Source organism: Aeromonas salmonicida (assembly GCF_028355655.1).
Taxonomy (GTDB): Bacteria; Pseudomonadota; Gammaproteobacteria; order Enterobacterales; family Aeromonadaceae; genus Aeromonas; species Aeromonas salmonicida.
The window spans coordinates 896,045-912,900 of sequence record NZ_CP110645.1 but is presented as its reverse complement, the minus strand read 5'-3'; the positions used below and the strand labels follow the sequence as shown (position 1 = coordinate 912,900).

Here is a 16,856-nt window from a genome sequence, read left to right as displayed (position 1 = left end):
ACTCACACCGGAGAGATAGATGATGCGTATTGACAATGTTCGTGAAGTGCAGCCAAGAGAGGTAGAGCAACCCAAGGAGGTCACACGCCCAGCTGGCCTGGATCACCAGGCAGTGAAGAGCCTGTTTACCTCTCATGGGGTGGGAGTCCCGGTAGGGCATGCTATGCGTATGCAAGCGGTGGCCAAGGAGAAGAATACCGTCTTTGGCATTCGTCCGGTTGAAGGGATGGTGACAACTCTGATTGACGAGGGCTATCCGACCAAGGGGCTCTCTGTCAAAGGAAAGAGTGCGAACTGGGGGCCGCAGGCCGGTTTTATCTGTGTCGAGCAGGGGTTGAGCAAACGGGAAAATCGTGGCGAAGTGGAGATCGGCAAGCTCAACCAAGCGGTGGCGAAGGGGATGGGTAACGGCTATACCCAAGCCGACCTCAAGATCAGCCATCAGCGTATTGGAGAGTTGATTGAGAAGTTTGGACTTGAGGCTGAGGGAGGCGGGTCGGTGCGACTGCTACTAGCCCAGGGCCCCAGTGGCAAGCCCTATGAGTTTGTTGCCAAGCAAGAGGGTGATAGCCACATGTATCAGATCTCTCTAAAGGGGGAGGAAAAGGCCATTCAAGTCTTGGCTGATCCCAAGAGCGGCTTGCCCATGACGGCAGACTACGACCTTTTTATGGTGGCCCCGCCGATCGAGGAGTATGGCAGTGGGGGGGCGGATGCCAGATCCAACACGGCGGTCAAGTACAAACCCTTGCCTAATGACCCCTATACCACGGAGACTTTTTACAGCCGACAGGATGCAAACCATGGCAACACCACGTCACGAACCCGGCAGTTGGTGGATACCCTCAATGAGACGCTGGGGCGTGGAGAGCACAAGAATATGTTTCACCACGGCGATGACGCGGGCAATCCTGTCTCTGCCATGGGGGATAACTTCCCGGCGACCTTCTACCTTCCCCAAGCCATGGAGCATCGCGTGGGGGGAGAGTTGATGCGCTTCGATGAGATCTGCGTCGTGCCGAACGAGCAGAGCTTCAAGACGTTCGTCGCATGCATCAAGGAAAATGGCTACCACTTCAACGCTCACCCAGATTGGCAGGTGCCTAAGAGCCCTAAGTTTAACGATGCATTAGCCTTCTTCCAGGGCAGGGTGTGACGCTTCCAATAATAATGAGTGATTGTAGCTGTCAACTAGGGGCAGTCGTCTTGAGCTGATGAATTTCGGTACAATACCTGCCCCGTTAACGTAAATATCATCGCCTCATGTCAACACCCGCTCACCGTCGCCACGATATCTCCGACCATGTATGGTCCTTACTCGCTCCTCATCTACTGTGCCAAAAGGTCAATGGGGACATGTGGCTCGCGATAACCGATAGTTTATCAATGCTGTTTTCTGGATATTGCGCACTGGGGCTCCCTGGCGAGACTTGCCATCTGATTACGGGGACGGGAAAAACACCCACCGTCGCTTTTGTGACTGGCGCGACAAGGGTATTTGGACCCGGCTTCAAGAACGTCTGATAGAAGAACCTGATTATGAATGGCTGATGACCGATGCCAGCCATATCAAGGTCCACCCCCATGCCTATGGTGGACTGACCCCGTCCCAGTAGAGGATCTTGCCCTAGGCAGTGTTCTTAAAGTGATGAAGATATAATCTCAAATCCTCTCAACAGCTTAAGACCTATGCAGTATCCCGTCGTTACCAGTTGACCGATGCACAACGGGGGTTGATCGAGCCCCTTCTTCCATACCACCGCATAAGCGGACGCCCTACTCGTGAGCCACGCCAAGTGCTTGATGGCATTCTCTGGATACTTCACACCGGTGTACCTTGGCGAGATCTGCCAGAACGTTTCGGCCCATGGAGCTCGGTCTACAACACCTTTCGACGTTGGCTGAGTACAGGTCGTATCGATGCCATCCTTGCGGCGCTGCAACTGCATCTCAATGAAGAAGGGCTTATCGACTTCGACCTGTGGTGCATTGACGGCTCCAATGTCAGGGCATCAAAAGATGCTGCCGGAGCGCGTAAAAAAACACTCCAGTAAATCAAGCGCTTGGTCGCTCTCGTGGTGGTCTCGGCAGCAAAATTCACTTGGTCACTGATGGTAATGGTTTACCGCTGGGGTTCTGCCTTTCGCCGGGGCAATCAGCGGAAATCAGATATGCGACAAGTGCGTTGGCCATGGCAAGGATCCCGACTTCATCAGGCCGTTATCGCACGCGGCCAACGCATCTTGCCGCAGATAGGGCCTATAGCAGCAGGGCTCTGCGGGCAGAACTCCGGCGCAGAAAGATAAAAGCGGTTATCCCGCAACGCAGCGACCAGCAACGGCACCATAAGGGACGTCCACTGGTGTTAGACAAAGCTAGTTATCGTAGGAGAAATGTGGTCGAACGGTGCTTCGGATGGCTGAAGAAGTTTCGCCGATTCTCAACGAGGTATGAAAAGCTGGCAGGAAGTTTTGCCGCCTTTATCAAGCTGGCTTTCTGCCTTCGTTACTTACGGCAACTATTGGTGGACAGAAAACCAGCATTTTGAGAACACAGCCTAGCGTGCTTTAATTTCAGAATTCTGAGACGCCCCCACTTTCAACCGTTCGGTGATGTGACCAGCTTGAATTGATCTGACAGTCCTGCATCCACAAAACGGGTATCTGTCAGATCAGGTTGCGACTTCTACAGGTGATGCCTCCCCCTGGTTCTTAGGCTGGGATGAAGACTTGCCGCACTATGGAGGCGCGAACGACAGGCTCCTGAGTGTCGGGTAAACAATATTGGTGGTGCTCAGCATATATTGATGACAAGCCTGCACCGTGATAACCGCTCACTCTAGGTTGCTCGAAACCCACCCGTTTCATCTCGTTGCTCAAGGTCTGGGCGAATGGTTCGGCCACGACATCGCCATTGGGAGCGAACAGCGGTTGTGAGGCCTTATAAAGAGCAGGTTCTTTAAACGAGGTTGGCACACAGGTATCTGCGCTAAAGCAGGAGGTCACTCGAACATCGCGAAAGCCCTTGTTTAGTCCCTGTTCGGCCAACAGATGGGCAACCTTCATGGCGGTGACCATTCCGTGCCTACACTCAGAATCTGCCGACAAAACATCCGAGCCAGGCTCGCCGTGTCCAAGAACATAGAGTTTATGTTGGCCTGGGGAGAGTAATTTAAGGGCATCACTCGTCTCTATCGTTAAATTTTTTAGAGCATCAACTACAGAGGAAAGCATATCGAGATCTTCTGTTTGCTCCACCAATAGCGCCTCCAATTCCCATGATTGTAGATAAGCGAATTGTGACTTCCTATCTGGGATGATTTCACCGCTATCCAATTTATCCCAATATTCGGGGGAGTCCTCAGCGCTATCCAATGGATCCCAAAATTCGGGGGAGTCCTCAGCGCTATCCAATGGATCCCAAATAACAGGATTTTCGATGCTGTATTGGATTTCGTTGATGATTGATAGGGTTTCTTTAATTGCGTTTTCATTGACGCTGATCAGGCCTTGCCTTATTCCCTCAAGTTCCGCTTGGTTCCCGCAGATCAATGGGGCCTCGGTCTTGCCGTTTCGGCGGCGAGTGGCGTTCTCGAATGCAGCAATCCGCACCATGTCTAGTGCTGGAAAGGGCGCATACATCGCGCGTTCTTTATGAGTATTGGGGCCCTCATTAAAGCTGACACTGGCAGATGTGGCTTGGCCGATAGGAGTTGTAGCATCAGTGTTTGCAGTGTGGGCTGTAATGGTTGGAGTGGCAGTGTTGACGCCGTTGATAGGTGGCATGGTTCAATCTCCTGTTCCGGTAGCGTGGCAAAACGAGGCAAGCAGACGGATAAATCCCTGCGCTGTAATAAGCAGACCATCATCCTGATCCAGCCAGCCAGGATTGACCTGCCCCTTCAATTCATACCCTTCTTCACCCTCTCCCAGGGTCAACTGACCTCCCTGTATCCCATCCACTGGCATAATAAGCTGGGTTAGTACGGCGGGGGCATTATCCATCAACCTGTTGGCGCTCAGATCCTGCAGCTGACTCCAGAGCCAGAGCTCCCCGTCGATCAGCGAAAGCATTAGTTCGGGCAACCCCTCCAGTTGGAGGGCGAGAGTGCGCTCTGCCTCGAGGGTATGCAGTGTATCGAGAGGCAGTCCTAAGCCTGTCAGCATACTGCCTATTTGTGCTTGTAATACATTGGGAGGGATAACGGTCATATAAGAAAAATCTCTTGTAGTCGGTATCGGCTATAGTGCGAACAAACGGGAGGCTGAACTATCGTGATTGGTCATTTTTTTGTCATTGTAATGAGCTAGCTAATCCTTTCGCTGTGGCGCTGTGGCGCACAACTCAGCGCAACGCAACACGACTCCACTTGCTTCTGACACTGACATTGGCGCCTGTTCGACTGGTATCATGCCTCCCTCTTTTTTCACCCAGTTTTATGGCTCCGGCTATTACACCCTGAGGGTCTGACCCACCCCCATATCGCTCTTTGTCGCATTCGGAGTCTGCCCCTCTTGGGACAAGCGGGCCTCCCACTCATGGGCCTTTTCCAGCAGATCGGCGAGGCTTTCCCTGATCTGGTGCGGGCGATAGCTCCCCAGCGCGATCTGGGAGAAAAATGATACCCGCTCGGTGCCGGGATAGATGCCGACCCCATAGCCATGGAGCAATGGGGCGAGGGCATGCTCGCCAAAACGCAGGAACAACTCGCGGGGCAGACGCTCGGGAAGATCGCTCGCCGTGGTCACCGAGAGTACCAGCGCCATCTCGTCGGGGTGGACCACGATATTGACCACAAAGGGGGCGCTCGCTTCCTCTTCTGCACGCTGGATCTCGAACGCACAGACGCCGTTTTCATCGAAGGCCAGCGGTTCGACCGACAGCTCGGCCACAATTTTTTGATAAATATCCAACACAACACTCCAGTCCGGTTGCCCGGGCAGGGCAAGATCACAAAGAGACGGCCCCGCCACCGAGCGGGCAGGGCCGTCATTCATATTTACGGCAAGGGTTACACCTTGATATTGAGTGCTCGGCCCTCTTCAAGCTCGAACACCCGGACATCGCTCAGGTTGTCGTTAAAGGACACGCTTTTCTTCATCTTGGCAGCGGGGTTCTCCCCGTCCGATGGGCCAGTGCGCTCTTCGACCTGTGGTGAGATTCTGTTGGCGCTGGTGTTTGCTTGCAGCTCGTCGGCAGCGGCTCTTTGCTCAGACAAGTGGACGAAGCTGCTATTGAACTCGGCATTGACCTTGTCCCTGAACTCATTCGTCATCAGCCCCAACGCAAATATACTATTGTTTATAAAATCCTGACCAGCCTCGTCGCCCATCAGGGCTTTCGTCCTCTCTGTCACGTTATTCAGGGCATTTATCTTCTCTACATACCAATCGCTAATCTTTGAGAAGATGGCCTCTTTGCCGTTGATAAAAGCGGGGAAGTTCTCCAGAGCAAAGCCCCGGTCTGCGTCACTCATCTGCTCAAGGCCCAGTCGATTGGTGTTTGCGCTTCTAAGATCAGCCATGGTCGCCGTTTTGATGGCAGCACCACTATTCAGATATTGAGCAACGTTTTCGAACTTGTCCTGTGGCCAGTCAAAGGCTTCCCGCACCATCTCCTCGACCGAGCCAAGTTCAATCTCCGGCGGATGCACAATCTTCTCGATCGAGACACGTTCAGGCAGCTGTTGCTGCACTACGGATTGAATTTGAGTGGCACGGGTGGTGAACGCACTCTCCCCATTGGTCGCAGCTCGGCTAAAGAAGTCGACCACTGCGTTTTTGACGCGCTCCAGAGTGCTTAAATGGGCCAGGTCCCGTTTTACAGAGACATTCCCACTCTCGTCGATACGAATTGTGTAATCCTTGCCTTGACCCAGATGAAGAGCAAGCGTCTGATTGCTACCGGGAGTGACAGTGGCGAACTGCAGGCTGTTGATCGCCGTCAACATCGTCGGGCTTGGCCCATTAATAGCCATGAGGTTGGTTCCTTATTTCATTGTTTCATTGTTTCATTGTTTCATTGTTTCATTGTTTCATTGTTTCATTGTTTCATTGTTTCATTGTTTCATTGTTTCATTGTTTCATTGTCATATATACATCTGCTCTTCAGCATACCAACAAATGAAAACGGAGTTTATTTGCCATGGTCGCACTATTTTAGTTTAGCGGCTTCAGTGAATCGCCCCCAGTACCCTAGACACTTGTTCCAGAAAAGGAACGGATTCGCGATCCCAATTACAGATTGGATTTACAGCTTAGCAAATTGAAACGCTCTCTATGAATCGTACAGATAAGCAGGAGTTTGCCAGCACCCTCCCCATTACCTCTCTCAATGCACAGTTGCACGCATGCCGCGGTTGCCCTCATTGTCACGCCGATGCCGCCCGGCTCGCACCCGGGCACCTTAGGGTTGGAGTCGCGGACTACCTCGCTATCGTTGCAAACAGTGTCTGTGCGCACCACCAACCTGGGCATTGTCATTTCTCAGGCTCAATTTTGCGGGGATGGCCCTCTTCCCACCATGCGGTATTTTTCCTCGGCGGGATCGTTGCCCTGGCACCTTTCTTCTTCAGGAGGGCAGGCACTCTTTGGTGTCATAGGCACCATCAGCACTGACCTGCTCTATCTTGCGCCGCAGTCGATTGAGCAAGGTCGGCAAGACGTCATTATCCCCCACCGTTTCAAGGCTGACTTCGGCACCAACGATGGCGTAGGTCTGTACACCTACCGCCAAGTGAAGCTTGCGCCAGACTCGCCGCTTCTTCTTGCCGTGCTTACGCACCCTCGCGTAGACCTTCAGCCCAGTGGCATCAATCACAAGATGAGCCACGGGCCCCTTGCTAGACAAGCGGTACTGAATGCTGACCTGCTTGGCGCGTTTGCTGATGCAGCTAATGGGATGGTCGTCCCTCCTAAACTGGCAGCACCTGTGCCAACGTGTGGGACGATACATTCATCAATATGAGTGGAGCGATCAACATGAACGTTAAAACTATCGGGATCGATTTGGCGAAAGCGATTTTCCAGATACACGGTGTGAACGAACACGGCAAGTGCCTGTTTAACAAGCAGCTCAAGCGGGTACAAATGATCAGCTTTTTTGCCAATCTGCCACCCTGTCTGATTGGTATGGAAGCCTGTAGCAGCGCCCACTATTGGGCCAGAAAACTGCAAGGGCTAGGACATACCGTTAAACTGATGGCCCCGCAGTTTGTTAAACCCTACGTGAAGACCAACAAGAACGATGCGGCGGATGCTGAGGCGATCTGCGAAGCGATGAGCCAGCCGAACATGCGGTTTGTGCCAATGAAGAGTCGTGAGCAGTTAGCCGTCCTGGCGCTGCACCGCGCCCGACAAGGCTTTGTTAAGGCGAGTACTGCACAGGCCAACCAGCTACGCGGTCTGCTGGCAGAACACGGGATCATCATCCCTAAAGGCATTGCCCACATTGGCAAGCATCTGCCCGAGATCCTAGAGGAGTACGAGAACGGGTTGCCAGGGACGTTTCGGCAATTGCTCGAGCGCCTGGGGGAGCACCTCAAGGCGCTCGACCGGCAGGTTCAGGAACTAGAGGTTCAACTCCAGAGCTGGCATCGTGAGAACGTCGCCAGCAAGAAGCTGGCGCAGATCCCGGGGATCGGCCCGATCACCGCGAGTGCCTTGATCGCCTCCGTCGGAGACGCAAAAAGTTTTAAGAATGGCAGGCAGTTGGCAGCGTGGCTGGGACTGGTACCACACCAACATTCCAGCGGTGGCAAGCAAACATTACTGGGGATCAGCAAACTCGGCGACAGCTATCTGCGCACCCTGCTGGTCCATGGCGCTCGGGCTGTACTCCGGGCACGCAAACAGTTGGTTAGCCGGGGTGATGGGGCGGCGCAATCATAACGTTGCCGCCGTGGCACTCGCCAACAAGAATGCCAGCATAGTCTGGGCATTGATTGCTCAGGAAAGAGAATATGAAGCTAATTATGGCGTGGTAGCCTGAACAACAAGTGTCCCGCGACACCAACTGCGTAGCGACTCTAATAGTAACTGATATCGATCAGAACAACCGATTGCACAGGCAATCATGACGTGATGGCGAGACAGGTCAGACAGTGATGGGAAAACCCGTGGACTACAAGGCTTTGTAAGAACGTAGCTGATAGAGGTCCCCATCAGCGAATTCCATCAGGGATAGAGGCGGTAGCCTCGATCGAAATCCGGATCTATGGCTGCAATCTCCACCTGACTCATTTTCATCGATTGAGCGCTTGGCAAACCGGGGCGACCATCTATGTAGCCCAGTGACTGCAAGGGAACATCCATCAACTGGAACAGCGAATTGGTGAACCCTCCAGTGCTCGCAGGGGCAACTTGAACACGCTCTTGAGCATCAGCGCGGTCTCAATTGCCCTGTCGCTGAAGTGACATCCTCGCCCTCTACGACCATGGTGAGTCTTGCAATACCATAGCTTGATAGCTTGCTCATCCATCCGGAGGGTGAGGGAACCACGCTGTACCAAGGCGTGGTTGTACTGCTTCCAATTGCAGACTTTCAGTTTGGACTTGCCCATCTGACACTCTAGGTTAGTCGGCTCAGATGATCAGATCCCCTGAGGCGCTGAAAGCTCCGGATTTAGTCAACAACGCCCGTGATTAGAAGAAAAAAGACCAATAACGATAGATCAGACCCCCATTCACTCGCATTATTGTGGACACCCCCTACAAGGGGTCGCTTTAGAATTTGGAAATTAAAACACGTTAACGTATTCGAGTCCAAGTAACGGAGAGGTTTTGCGCACGCCCCACCACCCACCTAAACACCTCATTATCGCAGTTCTCGCAACTCGGTTTTTTCAACAGATCAATACGAGAGTAGTTTTCGAGAAAGCGACCACCTATGCCAGCATTGGCAAGGAATGGATTCTCACTGCTACCTCTCGATACTCTGCAACCCCTACAGCTGGAGGGGTTGCCCAAATTAATGCTTGCGCTGGTCGACTGGGAGGTCAGTTGACCCTGGGAGAGAGTGAAGAAGGGTATGAATTGAAGGGGCAGGTCAATCCTAGCTGGTTTCATCAGGGGGATGGGCTGCTTATTACTGCGCAGAGGTTTATCCGTCTGCTCGCCTCGTTTTACCAAACTACCGGAACAGGAGATTAAACCATGCCATCAATCAGCGTCATCAACCCAACGGCCTCTCCAGACATTCCCACTAACGCTACAAATAATGTTAACATGGATCCTGTCAGTCAGTGGGAGCAAGATGCCCCTCCTGGTGAGGATAGACGCTCAGTGGCAAATCAAATAAGAGAGGCAAGTTCAAGTGGGCATTTGGAGCTATTTTGCACAGAAATCAGTTCATTGCCACCTCTTCCCGAAGGGATTTTGACGGTCCGGCTTCAGTTTCTGGACGACCTTAAGAACCTTCCTGCTTTACCACAAGGGTGCACCTCCTTATCAATTGATGATTGCCCTAAGATCACATCATTACCTGACATGCCTGATAGTTTGAATGATGTGAAGCTGTCCGGCTGCACTAACCTAACATCATTGTCATCTCTACCAAATAGATTGGAAAGACTATCACTTGTAGATTGTCATGAGCTTTCCTTTTTACCACTCATGCCAAATAGCTTGAAGGCGTTGAGTATTTCAAAATGTAAAAATCTGATTTTACCTCCGCTCCAGGAGGGGTTGGAGGAATTAATAGTTGGTAACGTTAAAGCATTTGAAGTTAGCGAAGGAAATAGCCAAGCAACGCCTCCAAAAATACCCAATAGCTTGAAACAACTTAACATTGAATTTTGCAACATCACGACGAAATTACCACCATTACCAGATGGGCTACAGCAATTAAAGATCATATACAGTCACTCAATAAGCAATCTGCCAACCCCGCTACCAAAAGAATTGAAAAGATTGGAGATCCATGATTGTGAAAGGATGTTATTGCCAACTGTGCTGCCTGATGACCTAAATGAAATAAGCCTAAATTGCTTCAAAAAAACAAAATGGGATATTTCACCACAGAGCTTGCCACCTAATATCAACATTAAACTTTATAACGTGGATATAAACCCAGAGTGTTATAATCTTGACAACGTTACTTTCTCGGGGGTAGGTACACGTGCGGCCAAAAATTTCAATAAAGGCGATATTCTTTATGGACTAGCGACGCCAAGAGCTTTTGTCGGGAACATGATATATTTTCGTAACGGCTTTCTACCAGAAAGGGGTAGAAATGATATTGTCGTACAAAATACATTAACGAATGCTGTTTGGAGTAGAGATGTTCCAGATGAGTTTAAATCAGATGAAGAAATTAAATCCGTATTAAAAGATGGTCAGCGTGGTTTGGACTTTAAGTCCTTAATGAAAAAGCACGTAAAATATAATGTTACTACAAGAGCACCCTCGTTGAGTGATGCTAGCGATCAATCTTGGATGAGAACCAGCAAGGCTGGGTTAGAATTTCAAACAACAATACAAAAAAAATCGGTCCTTTTCTGTGTAGATGGTCTAATGAAAGAAATTCCAGACATTGCAGGGAAAAAAGGATCTTATGGTGATGCGATCACAGCTCATGAACTACGATGGCTATATCGACATCGCGACGATGAGAACGTGCAAAAAAATGTTAAATTTTATTTAAATGGGAATCCGGTGTCTCATGAATATGTATTTAATGCTGTAGGGTGGGATACCTATCATCCAAAAAGTTTAATGGTCTAGCGTATTGAGCGTAACAACCTGACGCTCAGAACGCGCATAAAGCGATTGGCTCGCAAAACCATCTGTTTCTCTCGCTCCGTGGAACGCCACGAGAAGGTTATCGGTGCCTTTATCGAAAGGCACCGTTTCAGCTGATTGGAGGCATCCCCCCCTCTAGTTACCAAGGGCTCTCTGTCTATATCCCCAAGTTAATTGATAGAGAAATCCCAAGTAGATGATGGCGTAAATGTCATTCTACCCGTATTACCATAGCTATCGATAAACTGGATCATTGAGTCGGTGGAGCAGATGCAGACAGACCTGGATAGCTACCTGGAACACTACAACACCGAGCGGCCACATCAGGGCAGGATGATGGAAGGTCAGCCCCCCTACAGCATGTTCAAGAAGGGTCTGAAATTGATACCGAAGGAAGTGCGCACTAAAGTAGCGTAAACAAGACACCGGTTTGAGGCCCGTGTCAGGTGATAACTAGATCTGTAGACGTGGACAGGTATCACCATCGGTTGCAGGAGTGGATGGTGCGCTTCCATGGCGTGGCGACGCACTACCTGAAGAACTACCTGGGGTGGCGCAGGATGCTGGAGCGTTACGGGAGGGGGGTGAATATCAAAGCGTGTTTGCATGAGGCGCTGGGGCACCCCATGCAACACGTAATTGGGACATAGCCTTTAAAAACCTGGGTGAGAAACCTTCACAGACTCAAAACAATGACTCCCATCAGGATTTATTTTTATAATTGCGCTCATAGATAAGCAAGGGTACTGAGCTCCTGGAACTGATTTTTTATATATTTCAAATCGATCTTCTTGATGATTTTGCTTCATTTTTAACTCAACCTGAACCACTCCAGCCCCATCCTTTGACATTGATATCTCCTGTAATTCAGGAGTTCCAACAAAAGATCGCCCATCACCTATTCTATGGATCCCATTTTTGATTGCAATAATTCCAGTTTGCGATGCTATAACATCAAGTGACTTTTTTTGATTTGGACTCATTTTTGATGTGAACGCTTTAAGCGTTTCTTCTGGTAACGAGCCATCCTGATATGTGACACCTTCGCAATGATATGTAAACCTACCAATATCTTTCTTTATTTGCTCTAGACTTTCACTCCCTTCAATGATTTTTAAATCAAGAGATGACTTTACTTTTTCAGAAATCTCTTCGATTTTACCAGGTGTGTTGACTTGCCTTATTTCCAAAACACCCATTATTGTCAAGTCAACATTAAATGAACCATTTTCACAATTGCTTGCCTGATAAGTGAAGTTATCTTTATAGACAGGAGATGCCATATTTTTTAGCTTAGTGAAATGCTCAATTTTTTGATAGCCTAACTCACTGTGTATTAAATGAAACAATTCTGCTTTTGCTGCTTCTTTTCTCGTGCCACAGAACCAGTCTACAATATTTCCAAAAATACTACTTACATCATTTATGTTTGTCGCTGAGCTAATTTTTTCCATATCAGATTCAGTGATTTTTCGGTTAAATCTCGTTCCATCAAGACCGATTATCGCAGACATAATAATTCCTCTTATTAATTACCGATAAAATAAGGGGGATCTTGCCAGAGAGCTCCCTTAATGCAACAGCTGATGCCTCCGATCGGTTGAGGCGGTATAATAAGTGTTTTTGAGACTCATAGCTTCATGGCATCCATCACCGTTCACTGTCCTCGTTGCAACTCTGACCGCGTATATCGCCATGGTAAGACTCCTGCCGGTCACGTTCGTTACCGTTGCACTGCCTGTCCTCAGGTCTTTCAGCTCACCTATACCTATGAAGCCCGCAAGCCTGGGCTCAAAGGGAAGATTGTTGATATGGCGTTCAACGGCTCAGGTGTTCGTGATACCGCTCTAGCCCTCAAGATTGGCATCAACACCGTCATACGCACCCTAAAAACTCTCCCAAAGGCAAGTGACCTCTGAACAGGTGGTGCTCGATGATGTAGCGCTTATCTGCGAACTTGATGAGTAATGGGCCTATGTCGGCAACAAACAGCATCGACATTGGTTTTGGTATGCCTTTGATACTAAAAGAAAACGAGTCGTTGCCTTATACCTGTGGCCAACAAAACGATGAGACATGCCGTCGCTTGCTGAGTTTGCTCCCCCCCTTTCCAGATTGGCTTTATCAGCAGTGATGACAGGGGTAGCTACGCAGAGAGGTGCCGAGCGAGATACATCTGACCGGGAAAATCTTCTCGCAGCGTATTGAGCGTAATAACCTGACGCTTAGAGCGCGTCTTAAACGATTGGCGCGTAAAACCATCTGCTTCTCTCGCTCTCTTGAGCTCAACGATAAAGTCATCTGTGCCTTTATCTAAAGGCATCATTTGAACTGATTAGAGGCACAACCAGCTATCATTATTTGTCGTTTTTTTTATATTGGTAGCCGTTCCGAATGGAAGCTAACCGGAGGAAGGGAACTCAGTCCAGTAATGGAGTGAGCGGTTACACCGAATTATTTACAAGCCCCCTAGAACTTTACACTCTATTTGACAATAACTCTCGATTGTGGCCATATAGCTGACCTTATTACATCATTGTGATTGGAGCATATGATTCATAACCCACTTTCTTTTTCTCAAAATATCCATCAAGACCTTAGTTCTTTGGTTCGGGATGCTCTTTCTGGAATAGGTGTCTCACACAATCTACTGAATGATTTTGATTCACACTCAACCATTTCTATCGATCTGGATGAGGGGCTTGCGATCAATATCTCATTGATTGATGATCGGTTGTTTTTTTGGTCTTTAATTTCTCTCAGTGAAGAGAAACTATTTTATAACTCTAGAGCAATCCTTTCTATCCTTACATCACCTGTTGAATTTTTTGAAACGGGCCACATAACTTTAGGACAGTGTGATGGTGGCTTTGAGTTGAAAGCGCTAATTAGTTTAGATGCACTAAAAGAAAATAAGTTAGCACAAACTATAACCTGTTTTCATTCTTGTCTGGTCTCACTTTTCAAATAAAAAAGAGAGTAAGTTATTTTTTCGAGTCCTAAAATAGGTAGTTATGCCTCCAAACGGTTGCGCTGGCATGATGGATGCCATGAAGAGTTGAGCCTCAAAAGCTCCTATTATAACACCTCAAAAGATCGGAGGTATCACCCACTGTCAGAGTGCCTAATAATGCTATACAGCCTACCATTTCTTGGGTTTGTCCACTTTTATCATATTTTTTTATTTACGTTTCCTATTGATTAATTGAGTATTTCCCATCCCATACTTTAGGTGGTTTTATGAAAGCATCTACTTCGCTCTCTATTCTTAATTCTGATGCTCAGCACGCTAAGCACGCTAAGCACGCTAAGCACAAGGATATCTGCGGTTTTGTTGAGAGCATCAAACGGGTTTTTAATACCAAACCTCAGGTTGGTTATCCTAGCTCATTACGCCCACTATCTGAGCCAGCACTTTTAAGTAGCAATAGATCTGATGATTTAGACCGGGAGCTTAGATCCGCAGAGTTAACTATGCGTCGACAAGGTGCAATCACCACTACTATTACTAATCTGGAACAATTAAAGGCTGCTATTTTTCCTGGCGATAGGAAGGTGCATAAATTTGTTCTTTCTGCTGATGATAGATTGGCCATTTATTCTATGCCATATTTATCAAGCTTTTATCAGGAAGACTATAGACATATAAGTCACCAAGCGATTGCTGCTTTAGAGAATATAAAATGTCCGGTTAAATCTGCTGGAATGATAAGAGCTGAGCCGGATGGTCGGTTTGTTGTTAATAATTCTTCTGGGCACTTTTTACCCCCTCCTGAAAATTTAAAATATGTTCATGCTCTAATGGCTACATGGGGTGCAGTTCCTCAGCTTGAAGAACTAAAATTAGATCCGAATAGACCTAGAATGATATTGTAGAAGTAACCTCAGAACCGGTCTACTCACCTCAACCCCATATTGATAATCATCATGCCAGTATCTATAAGAAAACTCAGCTGTAAATAAATTAAGCTTGGAATCTATAAAAAGTTGCAATCTCAACAGAGTGTTGATAAAAACAGGCAATCCACATGAACGATCTTAATTCCTTCGTCCAAGCAGCTAGTCATGGCGGCAGGGTCGTCATCAATGAAAACACCCCAGAGCCCACCATAACCGTCGCCAGGCAAGGTTTCAAGGGGCGGTGCTATGCCTGCCTAAACAAACTGCCGCTACTGGAAAAACTGGACGCCGTCAAAAACTATTGCAAGCGCGTACAGGCTGAAAACAACACAGCTCTTGGAGTGTTCATCAACACGCTGTCCCGCCGTTATGGCCTTGAAAGTGGCCAAGCAGCGCTGGATAGCATGGGCGGGTTCCAGGGCTCGCCGCTTAATCAGCGAAAGGTGGCGCAACTGATTGCCGTGGCCGCACGCTTCCATGGTCAAGGCGACGCCAAGCCGTTGGCGAGGCAAGTCGTATTCCGCACTTGGGACTACAAGGGCATATTCCATCCCGGCCATTCTTCCGTCACCATCAAGAACAAAATGGATGCGGATGCTCACCGCCACGTGCATGAGCATGTCAGCTGGTTGCCGCGAAGCTATGACGAGGGCAAGCTCAGTGGCATGTTAAAGTCGACTAAAGGAAACTCGCATTCTACATATCAGAATGACAAAATAATCGAAATGTCCGATCGCACCGCGCATAAACTCAACGCCGGCGAGGCCGCGCGTGAGCAATGGAGCCGCATGGGTAAAGACGCGAGCCCGTCCCTGATTGCCGAAGCCAAGTACCGCCCCCGCACTGAACAAAAGCGCACTACACAGGGATCCTGGGGCACCAGCGCCCGCAAAGTCTACCTGCCGATGATCGGACACAATAAAGACGTCGCCGCCAGCGACAGAAACGCCAAATTCGTATTGTTCGGCCTCAATGAAAAAGCCATCCTTCGCGATGCCCGCCACGTCAAAGACGAAGCACACGAAGGCCATATAGGCTATACCATGTGCAGTACTAAGGAAAACTGCGCTTCCATGGCGCTGCGCATGCTGCTCGCCGGCGGCGCGGAAAACTTCGTGCCGTTCAGCGCCAGTTGGATAACCGAAGACCCCAACAAGGCTCATGCCTATGCCCAGCGCCTGCAGTCTAGGATAGATAACCTCAACCGCCAAGTCGCCGACATCCGCAAGCATTACGACAAGATGCTGCTACAGCCCATGGTCAAAACGGAATGGGATGCCTTCCTCCATCAGGGCGATATGGGCGAATTAAAGAAAGAAATCGACCAGCTCAATCAACCACTCAATGAGCAAAGCACGTCGGAAGACCGAGCTAAGCAGCCCCCAGCGTTGAAGAACCTATATGCCAAGCAAGCCTCTTGCATCAGAGCACTGACCGCCGGCAGAGCGGGTGCGTTGGCCAAGGCCATTCGTGAAGGCACACCCACCAATACCGACGACGCGACCGCCCTCACCCGTAAAGCCGCTGGCTTGGTGGAGGCGTTGCACCACTATAATGAGAGCAATCCCCAAGGCGCTGAGCAACTGAGTCTTGCCGCTCACGCGATGATCAAATGCATCGAAGATTTGATGGGGCTCGCCATTGAATAAGCACCGCGGACCATTGTCGGTCCGCTCACAAGGTATCGCTATGGACAAAAACGCAGAACTTCTAAACAGCCTGGGCCGAACCATCGGCATGGAACTTACGTTTGACCAGCGCGGCCAGTGTTTCCTGCTGCTGGACCAGCGGTTGATGCTCTCTATTCGCAGCCTGCCCGGCAGTCTCATTGTGTACGGCATGTTGGGTGAACTCGACGTCAATGGTAGCGCCGACTTCTGGCAACAAGCACTGGCCCTTAATCTGACGCTGACTGAGGCTGGCGAAGGTAGCTTGGTGCTTGACGACAGCACCGGCGCCGTCATGCTGGTAAAGCACTTGACCAGCGACATGCTATCGTCCCATGACTTTGCCGAAGCCGTAGACCGTTTCGCCACCCGCTTGGAGCAACTGCTTGCTTCTCTGGGAGAGATGGAAAGCTTCGATCCTCCTAAGCCCAGTTTACGTTACGTGTAGCGGCGGAGCGGTTCTATTGCATTAAGGGATAGAGCCCGAGAAAGTTTGTAGCGCCTATTTTTAGGCGACCATCAGATCGAACTGATCTATCGGAGATAAGTT

Annotated in this window: 13 protein-coding genes and 8 pseudogenes; 13 read left to right on the top strand and 8 right to left on the bottom strand. The window is 49.4% G+C overall.

The window, feature by feature from the left end; all coding sequences use genetic code 11:
• Positions 1–19: 19 nt before the first annotated feature.
• The 3 genes and pseudogenes from ONZ54_RS04555 (at position 20) to ONZ54_RS04545 (ending at position 2,548) form a co-directional block, all read left to right on the top strand.
• A complete protein-coding gene (locus ONZ54_RS04555; RefSeq protein ID WP_271787575.1) occupies positions 20–1,156 on the top strand; it encodes an anthrax toxin-like adenylyl cyclase domain-containing protein in 1,137 nt (378 codons plus the stop codon).
• Between the two features lie 107 nt (positions 1,157–1,263).
• A pseudogene (locus tag ONZ54_RS04550) lies at positions 1,264–1,595 on the top strand (IS5 family transposase); the annotation flags it as partial.
• A 117-nt stretch (positions 1,596–1,712) separates the two neighbouring features.
• Positions 1,713–2,548, top strand: a protein-coding gene (locus ONZ54_RS04545; RefSeq protein ID WP_271787574.1) for an IS5 family transposase whose coding sequence is annotated in 2 segments (ribosomal slippage) — positions 1,713–2,037 and positions 2,037–2,548 — 837 coding nt in all. Because the reading frame shifts where the segments join, the coding sequence is not laid out codon by codon here.
• A 163-nt stretch (positions 2,549–2,711) separates the two neighbouring features.
• Here the strand turns inward: ONZ54_RS04545 and ONZ54_RS04540 are convergent.
• From ONZ54_RS04540 to ONZ54_RS04515, 5 genes and pseudogenes are all read right to left on the bottom strand, one after another.
• On the bottom strand, positions 2,712–3,785 hold the full coding sequence (locus ONZ54_RS04540; protein WP_271787573.1) for a hypothetical protein: 1,074 nt from the start codon (positions 3,783–3,785) through the stop codon (positions 2,712–2,714).
• A 3-nt stretch (positions 3,786–3,788) separates the two neighbouring features.
• Entirely contained in the window at positions 3,789–4,166 is a 378-nt protein-coding gene (locus tag ONZ54_RS04535) for an InvB/SpaK family type III secretion system chaperone (RefSeq protein ID WP_271787572.1), read from the bottom strand.
• A gap of 285 nt (positions 4,167–4,451) precedes the next feature.
• A complete protein-coding gene (locus tag ONZ54_RS04530) occupies positions 4,452–4,916 on the bottom strand; it encodes a CesT family type III secretion system chaperone (protein WP_271787571.1) in 465 nt (154 codons plus the stop codon).
• A 95-nt stretch (positions 4,917–5,011) separates the two neighbouring features.
• Complete coding sequence (locus tag ONZ54_RS04525; RefSeq protein WP_271787570.1) at positions 5,012–5,977, bottom strand: hypothetical protein; 966 nt, start codon at positions 5,975–5,977, stop codon at positions 5,012–5,014.
• Between the two features lie 522 nt (positions 5,978–6,499).
• A pseudogene (locus ONZ54_RS04515) lies at positions 6,500–6,894 on the bottom strand (IS5 family transposase); the annotation flags it as partial.
• 86 nt (positions 6,895–6,980) lie between these two features.
• On the opposite strand from ONZ54_RS04515, the pseudogene ONZ54_RS04510 reads away from it, so the two are divergent.
• Positions 6,981–7,989: pseudogene (locus tag ONZ54_RS04510) on the top strand (IS110 family RNA-guided transposase).
• Positions 7,990–8,174: 185 nt separating this feature from the next.
• On the opposite strand, the gene ONZ54_RS04505 reads toward ONZ54_RS04510, so the two are convergent.
• Entirely contained in the window at positions 8,175–8,300 is a 126-nt protein-coding gene (locus tag ONZ54_RS04505) for a hypothetical protein (protein ID WP_271788325.1), read from the bottom strand.
• Positions 8,283–8,560: pseudogene (locus tag ONZ54_RS04500) on the bottom strand (transposase); the annotation flags it as partial. The gene ONZ54_RS04505 and the pseudogene ONZ54_RS04500, both read right to left, overlap by 18 nt.
• Positions 8,561–9,152: 592 nt before the next feature.
• Here ONZ54_RS04500 and ONZ54_RS04495 point away from each other — a divergent pair.
• The 4 genes and pseudogenes from ONZ54_RS04495 to ONZ54_RS04480 all read left to right on the top strand — a co-directional run.
• The gene (locus ONZ54_RS04495; RefSeq protein WP_271787569.1) at positions 9,153–10,721 is read left to right on the top strand and encodes a hypothetical protein; all 1,569 of its coding nucleotides are present in this window, start codon (positions 9,153–9,155) and stop codon (positions 10,719–10,721) included.
• A pseudogene (locus tag ONZ54_RS04490) lies at positions 10,722–10,856 on the top strand (IS1 family transposase); the annotation flags it as partial. It abuts the gene before it with no gap.
• 138 nt (positions 10,857–10,994) lie between these two features.
• Positions 10,995–11,156 (top strand): annotated as a pseudogene (locus ONZ54_RS04485) (IS481 family transposase); the annotation flags it as partial.
• A gap of 50 nt (positions 11,157–11,206) precedes the next feature.
• A pseudogene (locus tag ONZ54_RS04480) lies at positions 11,207–11,389 on the top strand (IS1595 family transposase); the annotation flags it as partial.
• Between the two features lie 3 nt (positions 11,390–11,392).
• On the opposite strand, the gene ONZ54_RS04475 reads toward ONZ54_RS04480, so the two are convergent.
• The gene (locus ONZ54_RS04475) at positions 11,393–12,253 is read right to left on the bottom strand and encodes a hypothetical protein (protein ID WP_271787568.1); all 861 of its coding nucleotides are present in this window, start codon (positions 12,251–12,253) and stop codon (positions 11,393–11,395) included.
• Positions 12,254–12,379: 126 nt separating this feature from the next.
• On the opposite strand from ONZ54_RS04475, the pseudogene ONZ54_RS04470 reads away from it, so the two are divergent.
• The 5 genes and pseudogenes from ONZ54_RS04470 to sicP all read left to right on the top strand — a co-directional run bounded on the left by ONZ54_RS04470 (position 12,380) and on the right by sicP (position 16,754).
• Positions 12,380–13,056 (top strand): annotated as a pseudogene (locus ONZ54_RS04470) (IS1 family transposase).
• A 234-nt stretch (positions 13,057–13,290) separates the two neighbouring features.
• Positions 13,291–13,710 (top strand): InvB/SpaK family type III secretion system chaperone, encoded by a 420-nt coding sequence (locus ONZ54_RS04465; RefSeq protein ID WP_271787567.1) that lies wholly within the window; start codon positions 13,291–13,293, stop codon positions 13,708–13,710.
• A gap of 269 nt (positions 13,711–13,979) precedes the next feature.
• Complete coding sequence (locus ONZ54_RS04460) at positions 13,980–14,615, top strand: hypothetical protein (protein ID WP_271787566.1); 636 nt, start codon at positions 13,980–13,982, stop codon at positions 14,613–14,615.
• 152 nt (positions 14,616–14,767) lie between these two features.
• The gene (locus ONZ54_RS04455; protein ID WP_271787565.1) at positions 14,768–16,288 is read left to right on the top strand and encodes a type III secretion system effector BopA family protein; all 1,521 of its coding nucleotides are present in this window, start codon (positions 14,768–14,770) and stop codon (positions 16,286–16,288) included.
• Positions 16,289–16,328: 40 nt separating this feature from the next.
• Entirely contained in the window at positions 16,329–16,754 is a 426-nt protein-coding gene (gene sicP / locus ONZ54_RS04450) for a chaperone SicP (RefSeq protein WP_271787564.1), read from the top strand.
• Positions 16,755–16,856: the final 102 nt, after the last annotated feature.